Below are 7,502 nucleotides of genomic sequence, written 5' to 3'. Positions count from 1 at the left end.
GGGGGTGGTGGTGGGGGTTAGGCGGAAGATGCGGATCTGGCGGCCGCCGGATCGTTCGACGTAGGCCTGGTAGGCGGGCCACTCGTCGAGCAGCAGTTGCCACAGCCGGTCGCGTTCGGGGCCGGTGGCCAACTCGGCGCGTACGGGGATGCGTCGCCCCCCGACGTCGACCTCGGCTTCGGGGTTGGCCAGCAGGTTGAGTGACCAGGCCGGCTGGTGGGTCTGCCCCCAGTTGGAGCCGATCACGACGTACGAGGTGCCGTCGGGTACGTACAGCAGGGGGTTGCTGCGGGGTTTGCCGGAGCGGCGACCGGTCGTGGTGATGACCAGGGACGGTACGAGCCCGAGCGCCACCACCCGGCCGCGGGTGAGCCGCCCGACGAGCCGGTCGGCGGGGACGAGCAGGCGCATGGCGGCACCGAACCAGCGGTGTCGTCCGAGTCGGCGGGTGAGGGAACCCAGAGTGGACATTCTCCTAGTGTCCCGGCTCAGTCCATCCGTCGTTCCACCGGTAGCCGGGAGCGGGTGAACAACGCCGCCCCGACCATCGCCACCAGCGGCACCGCGACGAGTGCGCCCAGGGTGATCCAGGGCACGATCACCGGGTACGGCGGCTCGATCGGCCAGGTGTCCACGTACCGCTGGTTGGTGGAGAGCAAGATGATCATCGCTGCGCCGAGGCCGGCGACGATGCCCAGCGCCGAGCCGAGCACGGCGATCACACCGGCCTGGCACAGGGAGAGCAGTCGACGTACGCCCGGACTGGCGCCGACCGCGGCGAGGGTGGACAGGTCGGCGCGACCCTCGGCCGCGGCCAGGCCGGTGGCGCTGGCCGTGGCACCCACCGTCACCACCGCGGAGACCCCGGCCAGCAGGAGCAACCCGCCCAGCGTGCCGCCGCGGTAATGGGAATCCGAGATCTGCACCCCGAGCGGTCCGAGCGAGCGGATCGCGGTGTTGAACCGTATCTGCTGCTCCTGATCGGCTACGGAATCGCTGTCGATCGCCCAGCCGGTGTGTCTGGTGACGAGCCCCAGCCGGTCGGCTGCGGCCTGGGACAGCAGCAGCCACTTCGAGTCGAGATCGTGGTGCAGCGCGTGGCCGGGCACCTCCAGGGTCCGCACCTTCTCCTGCCGATCCTCGTCGAGGTGGCGGAGCACCTGAAGCTCCACTCGACCGTCCACCACGTAGCGGGGGTCGGTCAGCACCGCACCGCCGGCCCGCAGCACGGCGGTGGCGGCGGCGACCTGATCCGGCCCGGCGCCGGTGAGGATCGGCAGCGCCGACCCGTCGTCGACGACCACCCGGAAGGTGAGACCGAAGTAGTCGTCGGGTCGTCCCTGGCAGCGGGTGTCGGCCCGGGCCCGCAGCTGCTCGGCTTCGCTGAGTGTCTGGTCACTTCGCCACGGGCAGGCCCGCTCCGGCGGCAACGTCGCGGTGACCAGACAGTCGGACTCCAGCAGACAGTCGGTCGACATCAGCGGGGCGATGTTCCGGGCCTTGAGATGCTCCCGAGCCGGTTCGGTGATCTCGGCGAGCGTGGGGGGCGCATGCTCGCCGGGCGCGCCCTCGACCCATACCAGCACGCTGCGGTCCGGTAACGACGGTCGGAACCGCTGCTCGTCGCGCGCCTGCTCACTGGCCAGCAGCAGACCGACCGCGACGCTGCCGGCGACCGCGGCCATCACCGCGGAGATGGCGGGCGCGGCCGAGGACCGGTTACGGCTGGCGTCGCGCAGTGCCATCCGTGGTACGAGTGGCAGGAACCGGCCGGCCCGGGACACCAGACCGACGAGCGTCGGGGTGGCGAAGACCAGCCCGAGTTCACCGACGAGCAGCCCGGCGAGGGTGACCGAATCCGAGGACACCACCGCACCGAGCGCGGCCACCGCGGCCCCACCGGCGGCCAGCAGCAGGCCGACGACCAGCCAGCGCCGCGAGTGCACCGGAGGCGTACGCCGATTGGCGAGCCCGGCCACCACGTCCTGTCGCGCGGCCATCCAGGCCGGTGTCAGGGCCGCCAACACCCCGGCGAGCACCGCGACCAGCCCGATCACGACGAGGGCGGTGGGCCAGAACCGGTACCCGCCGAAGCGGTGCTGGAAGACGAACTCCTCCATCAACGGTCGACCGGCCACGGCCAGGCCGATGCCGAGCGCGATTCCGATCAGGGCACCGACGGTGCCCAGGACCACACCGTCGGCGAGTACCACCCGGCGCAGGTGGGCGGCGTCGCCACCGGCCACCGCGACCAGCGCGAGTTCCCGGCGTCGACGCCGTACCCCGACGGCGAAGGCCGGGCCGACCAGCAGCACCACCTCGAGCAGACCGAGTCCGCCGATCAGCACCCCGAGGCTGACTTCCTCCCGCGCCCCGATCCCGCCGCGCCACGCGGCGTCGTACTCCGTCGGTGGCGCGGGGGTCCGGGTGGTGACCACCACGCCGTGGTCGTTGAGGTGGCGGAACAGTTCGGTGGTGAGCGGTCCGGGCAGGTCGACCAGGAAGACCGAGTCGATTTCCATCGCGCCCGCCGGCACTCCGGCGGGGTGCAGGATCGCCGCCGGGCTCAGCTGATCGGGAGCCTCGATCACTCCGACGACCGTCCAGCTCTTCCTGCCGTTGCTGGCGTTGACCTGGTCACCGAGGGCCACGCCGAGCTTGCGCCGGGCGGCCGGGTTCACCGCGATCTCGTCGGCACCGACTGGTGCCCGGCCGGCGTGGATGTGCGCCAGTCCGCGCCCGAGCGGATCGGTCAGGTCGACCACGGACGCGGACAGCTCGTGCATGCGGTCCTGGTCGTCATCCCAGGTGGTGATCGGCAGCCAGCGCACCACCGGCAGGACGTGGCTGCCTTCGGGAAGGAGGGCGGCGATCTCCTGCGTACTGCGCGGGCGCGGAACCTCGGTGGTCTCGTCGTCGTTCTCGACCGTCACGTTCCAGTGGTCGCCGTTGCCGCTCTGGGTGATCGGGCTGGCGCGGGAGACCGACCGCAGCTCGGCGTCCGCCGCTGCCAGTTGGCGGTCGAGTCGCTCGTCGGCGGTCAGCCGCGACATGTCCACGCTGACCGCGACGAAGGTGAGTGCCAGCACCGGCAGGATGATCATGCTCAGCACCAGCGCGGTACGGCCGCGCGCTCGCCTCGCCTCCCGGCGGGCGATGCGCAGCGCGGCGCGCCACGACCCGATGAACTCGGCCGTCCGTGCCTTACCGATCCCCGGGCGTCCCTGCTCGCTCACCGGCCGCTGCCGGAGAGCAGGGATTCGATGCCGACCAGCGGTGCGGTCGAGTCGACGGCCAGGCCGTCGCGCAGGAACACCACCCGGTCCGCCCAGCCGGCGTGTCGGGCCTCGTGGGTGACCAGCACACCGGCGGCACCCGCGTCGACCCGGCGGCGCAGCAGCCGCAGGACGGCCTCCCCGGTGTGCGAGTCCAGCGCTCCGGTCGGCTCGTCGGCCAGCACGAGGCGGCGCTCGCCGACCAGCGCCCGGGCGATCGCCACCCGCTGCTGCTGGCCGCCGGAGAGCTGGTCCGGAACCCGGTCGCCCAGCTCCGACATGCCCACCTCGGTCAGCGCGTCCAGCGCGAGCCGGCGGGCCCGGCGCACACCCGTCCCGTCGAGTTCCAGGGGCAGCGCGACGTTCTCCACCGCGGTCAGGCTGCCGATGAGGTTCAGGTTCTGGAAGATGTAGCCGATCCGGCGTCGCCGTAACCGGGCCAGGCCGCTGCGGTCCAGGGCGTGCAGTGGCTGGCCTTCGACGTGCACCTCACCGGAGGTCGGGCTGTCCAGGCCACCGGCCAGGGTGAGCAGGGTCGACTTGCCGGAGCCGGAGGGACCCATCACGGCGACCAGTTCGCCGGGGCGTACGACCAGGCTCACTCCGCGCAGGGCGTGGACGGCGGCGGGTCCGTTGCCGTGGGTGCGGTGTACGTCACGCAGCTCCAGCACGGCGTCGGTCGCCGTCGGGGTCGGGGCACTGCCCCGGTGCCCCGCGCTCGGCTGACCGCTGCGGTCGGACAGGGCAGGTGTCGGTTCGTTGCCCGAACTCACCGTCGCGCCTCCTCATCCCTGATGCCCACCGCCTCGGAGGTGGGCGTCGGGCCGGAAACCGGGGGGCGGTGTCGCACCAGACTCGTCTCGCAGTGGTCGAGCCAGCGCACCTCTGCCTCGGCCTGGAACATCATTGCGTCCAGCACCAACCGCCAGGGCAGATCCTCCGGCCGGTCGCTGGTGTATTTCAACCGGGTCAACTCCTGCAATGTACGCATGGTGGCGGTGCGTTGGTTCTGCACCACCGTGCGCACGTCGACTCCCGGGGTGGTCAACGCCAGCGCCAGCTTGATCGCCAACTCGTCGCGAGGGCGGTCGGTGCGGCTGATCGGCGTGGCGAACCACAGCGCCAGGTCCGCCCGCCCGGCGTCGGTGATCTCGTACGGCCGCTGCCCGGCCTCGCTCTCCGGCAGGGACCGGACCAGCCCGTCACGTTCCAGCCGGGACAGGGTGGTGTAGACCTGCCCGATGTTCAGCGGCCAGGTCGAGCCGGTCGACTCCTCGAACGCGGCGCGCAGTTGGTAGCCGTACATCTGGCCGCGTTCGAGCAGGGCGAGCAGACCGTGGCGGATGGACATGCTGCGGAGTATGCATACCTGGTATGTCAGATCGCAACCGCTGGGCGGCTCGCCGGGCCTGCCTACTCAGCCGGGACGGCCGGGAAACGCGACGGTCAGCGGGGCGATTCCGGCCGCCCGTCGCCAGCGGGTCGCCCGTACCGCGTACTCGATCAGAGCGCTCAGTGCCCGGTCCCGTTCGGCACCCGTGCTGGCCGGCAGCACGGCGCGCCAGAACGCCGCGGTGCGCTCCTCCACCTCGACCGCGAGCCGCAGCGCGCTGGCCCGGTCGGTGACCGGGAAGGGCAGCGCGTAGCCGGGCCGGTCCGGCGGGACGGCGGCGCCACCGGTACTCAACTGCAGGATCAGGGCGTCGCGCCGGCTGCGGTGGGCGTCCTCCGCCTCGACGGCGGCCTTGCGTTCGGCGTCGGCGAGGCGTACCCCGATCGGGCCGTACGCCCAGATCGCGGCGTATTCGGCGGTGAGTGCGGCGGCGAGCGGGTCCTCGGTGCCGGTCGGTGCGGTCATCACTTGAGCGCCTCCAGGTGGGTGGCCCGCGCGGCGGCGATCGAGCCGAGCAGCGCGACCCGGTCACCGGGTGCGGCGGCGCAGGCCGCGGTGGCCGAGTCCCGCCCGGCGCGTTCGGCCTTGCGCAGCGCGGACAGGGTGGCGGCCCGGCTCGCCGGCTGCTCCGGTGGCGGTGGGGCGGTCGATCCGGACGGCGACTCCGACGGAAGGGCCGTGCCGGTCACCCGGGCGAGTTCTGTGGCGTGCGCCTCATGTGTCTCGGCCAGTGGGACGAGGCGGGCGGCCAGGTCGGGATGGGCGTCGGCGGCGGCGCGCAGTCCCGCCGCGAGGCGCAGCGACTCGTCGATCAGCGGAGCGAGCGGGTCCGGCCGGGGCGGCTCCTCGCGGTCGAGCAAGCTACATCCGGTCAGCGGTGCGGCGGCCCCGCCGAGCGCCAGCAACGCGCCGGCCCGCAGCACCGCGCGTCGGGAGAGCGGGGAGGATCCGTCCCGCCGAGTCGTTCTGCCCATCGCCACCGGACAAGTCAACACCATCACCACGGCCCGTGTACGGCGGTGGCGTCGGTGCGCCGCCCGGGCCGTCCGGAGGCGGGCGCGTTACGCTCTGCGCAGCCACCGGCGCGTCCGCACCGGTGGCGTGCCGGCATGGCAGTCGGCGAGCAGTGGAAGGGTCGGACAGATGACGCAGCGTGGCCGTGCCACCAGAACGGCGGGGCGACCGCGTGGCGGCCCGGCCCCGCGTGGCGGCCAGGTTCCCCGGGGTGACCTCGCCGCCCGTCGGGAGCGGCTACGCGCGGTGATCGCGCCGGTGGTCGACGAGGCCGGTTACGACCTGGAGGACCTGTCCGTGTCCCGGGCCGGCCGTCGACACGTGGTCCGGGTGATCGTGGACGCCGACGGCGGCATCAACCTGGACGCGGTGGCGGATGTCTCCCGGGCGGTCTCGGCGGCGCTGGACGCGGCCGAGGAGAGCGGCGGCGACATAGTCGCCGGGGAATATCAGCTTGAGGTGAGCTCACCGGGCGTGGACCGTCCGTTGACCCTGCCCCGGCACTGGCGACGCAACGTCGGCCGGCTGGTCCGGGTGACCGTCCGGGGCGCGGGGGAGTCCGGTGCCCGACCGGCGGGCGACCGGCAGGTGACCGGTCGCGTGGTCGCCGCGGACGACGAGTCCGTGGCGCTGGAGGTCGACGGCGAGCGCGCCCAGTGGCCGTACGCCGATCTCGGCCCGGGCCGGGTGCAGGTCGAGTTCAGCCGCCTCGACGAACTACCCGAACCAGAAGACGTCGACGACGATGACGATGACGATGTGGAGGACGAGGAGAGGTGAACATCGACCTCGCGGCGCTGCGCGCACTCGAGCGCGAGCGGGAGATCCCGTTCGACACGATCCTCGCGGCGATCGAGACCGCGTTGCTTACCGCGTACCGGCACACCGAGGGTGCCCAGTCGCACGCCCGGGTGGAGATCGACCGCAAGAGCGGCGTGGCCCTGGTCTACGCCCAGGAGATGGACCCGGAGGGCGGTGTGCTCCGGGAGTGGGACGACACTCCGCACGACTTCGGTCGGATCGCCGCCATGACCGCCAAGCAGGTGATCCTCCAGCGGTTGCGGGAGGCCACCGACGAGGTGCACTTCGGCGAGTACGTGGGCCGCGACGGCGACCTGGTGACCGGCGTCGTGCAGGCGCACGAGGCGCGGTCCGAGAAGGGCATCGTCACCGTCGACCTGGGCAAGCTGGAAGGTGTCCTGCCGCAGTCGGAGCAGGTCCCCGGGGAGCGGTACGCCCACGGTGAGCGGATCCGGTGTGTGGTGGTGCACGTGTCCAAGGGCATGCGCGGCCCGCAGATCACCCTGTCGCGTACGCATCCGAACCTGGTCAAGAAGCTCTTCGCGCTGGAGGTGCCGGAGATCGCCGACGGCACCGTCGAGATCGGCGCGATCGCCCGCGAGGCGGGTCATCGTACGAAGATCGCGGTGCGCTCCACCACACCCGGTGTCAACGCCAAGGGCGCCTGCATCGGCCCGATGGGTCAGCGGGTCCGGGCCGTGATGAGCGAGTTGCACGGCGAAAAGATCGACATCATCGACTGGTCGGACGATCCGGCCACCTTCGTCGGTAATGCGCTCTCTCCGGCCAAGGCCCTGCGGGTCGAGGTGGTCGACCTGGCGAACCGGGCGGCGCGGGTGACCGTCCCGGATTTCCAGTTGTCGCTCGCGATCGGGCGGGAAGGGCAGAACGCCCGGCTTGCCGCCCGGTTGACCGGATGGCGGATCGACATTCGGTCCGACGCCGAGCAGGCTGGCGCTGCCGGTCGGCCCGGAGTAGATCAGGTCCGGGAACCGGGCGGCGCGGTCTCGGGCAGCTAG

General features: G+C 72.4%; 8 protein-coding genes. 2 read left to right on the top strand and 6 right to left on the bottom strand.

Annotated features, from left to right (window positions below):
* The 6 genes from Vgi01_RS28535 to Vgi01_RS28510 all read right to left on the bottom strand — a co-directional run.
* Window positions 1-471 (bottom strand): nitroreductase family deazaflavin-dependent oxidoreductase (locus tag Vgi01_RS28535; protein ID WP_102660106.1); only part of this gene is annotated, 471 nt, incomplete at its 3' end.
* 17 nt (window positions 472-488) lie between these two features.
* Window positions 489-3,236: an ABC transporter permease gene (locus Vgi01_RS28530; protein WP_239089210.1), complete on the bottom strand. Its 2,748-nt coding sequence runs from the start codon at window positions 3,234-3,236 to the stop codon at window positions 489-491.
* Window positions 3,233-3,946, bottom strand: a complete 714-nt coding sequence (locus Vgi01_RS28525) for an ABC transporter ATP-binding protein (protein ID WP_102660126.1) — start codon at window positions 3,944-3,946, stop codon at window positions 3,233-3,235. The genes Vgi01_RS28530 and Vgi01_RS28525 overlap by 4 nt, the downstream gene beginning before the upstream one ends.
* A 98-nt stretch (window positions 3,947-4,044) precedes the next feature.
* Window positions 4,045-4,626, bottom strand: a complete 582-nt coding sequence (locus Vgi01_RS28520; RefSeq protein ID WP_102660107.1) for a PadR family transcriptional regulator — start codon at window positions 4,624-4,626, stop codon at window positions 4,045-4,047.
* A gap of 66 nt (window positions 4,627-4,692) precedes the next feature.
* On the bottom strand, window positions 4,693-5,133 hold the full coding sequence (locus tag Vgi01_RS28515) for a ferritin-like domain-containing protein (RefSeq protein ID WP_204293109.1): 441 nt from the start codon (window positions 5,131-5,133) through the stop codon (window positions 4,693-4,695).
* Entirely contained in the window at window positions 5,133-5,591 is a 459-nt protein-coding gene (locus tag Vgi01_RS28510; protein WP_204293115.1) for a hypothetical protein, read from the bottom strand. The genes Vgi01_RS28515 and Vgi01_RS28510 overlap by 1 nt, the downstream gene beginning before the upstream one ends.
* A gap of 220 nt (window positions 5,592-5,811) precedes the next feature.
* On the opposite strand from Vgi01_RS28510, the gene rimP reads away from it, so the two are divergent.
* Together rimP and nusA are read left to right on the top strand one after the other, a co-directional pair.
* Window positions 5,812-6,462: a ribosome maturation factor RimP gene (rimP, locus tag Vgi01_RS28505; RefSeq protein WP_102660109.1), complete on the top strand. Its 651-nt coding sequence runs from the start codon at window positions 5,812-5,814 to the stop codon at window positions 6,460-6,462.
* Complete coding sequence (gene nusA / locus Vgi01_RS28500; RefSeq protein WP_204293108.1) at window positions 6,459-7,502, top strand: transcription termination factor NusA; 1,044 nt, start codon at window positions 6,459-6,461, stop codon at window positions 7,500-7,502. Before rimP ends, nusA begins: the two co-directional genes overlap by 4 nt.

The sequence above is a fragment of the Micromonospora gifhornensis genome, from assembly GCF_016863515.1.
Taxonomy (GTDB): Bacteria; Actinomycetota; Actinomycetes; order Mycobacteriales; family Micromonosporaceae; genus Micromonospora; species Micromonospora gifhornensis.
The sequence above is the reverse complement of the archived record's forward strand: the minus strand, read 5'-3'. Positions and strand labels throughout refer to the sequence as shown.

What these genes read in the sequence shown, in the direction of transcription:
- Vgi01_RS28520 (WP_102660107.1), bottom strand. Translation starts at nt 4,626, where the DNA reads ATGTCCATCCGCCACGGTCTGCTCGCCCTGCTCGAACGCGGCCAGATG.
- Vgi01_RS28515 (WP_204293109.1), bottom strand. Translation starts at nt 5,133, where the DNA reads ATGACCGCACCGACCGGCACCGAGGACCCGCTCGCCGCCGCACTCACC.
- rimP (WP_102660109.1), top strand. Translation starts at nt 5,812, where the DNA reads ATGACGCAGCGTGGCCGTGCCACCAGAACGGCGGGGCGACCGCGTGGC.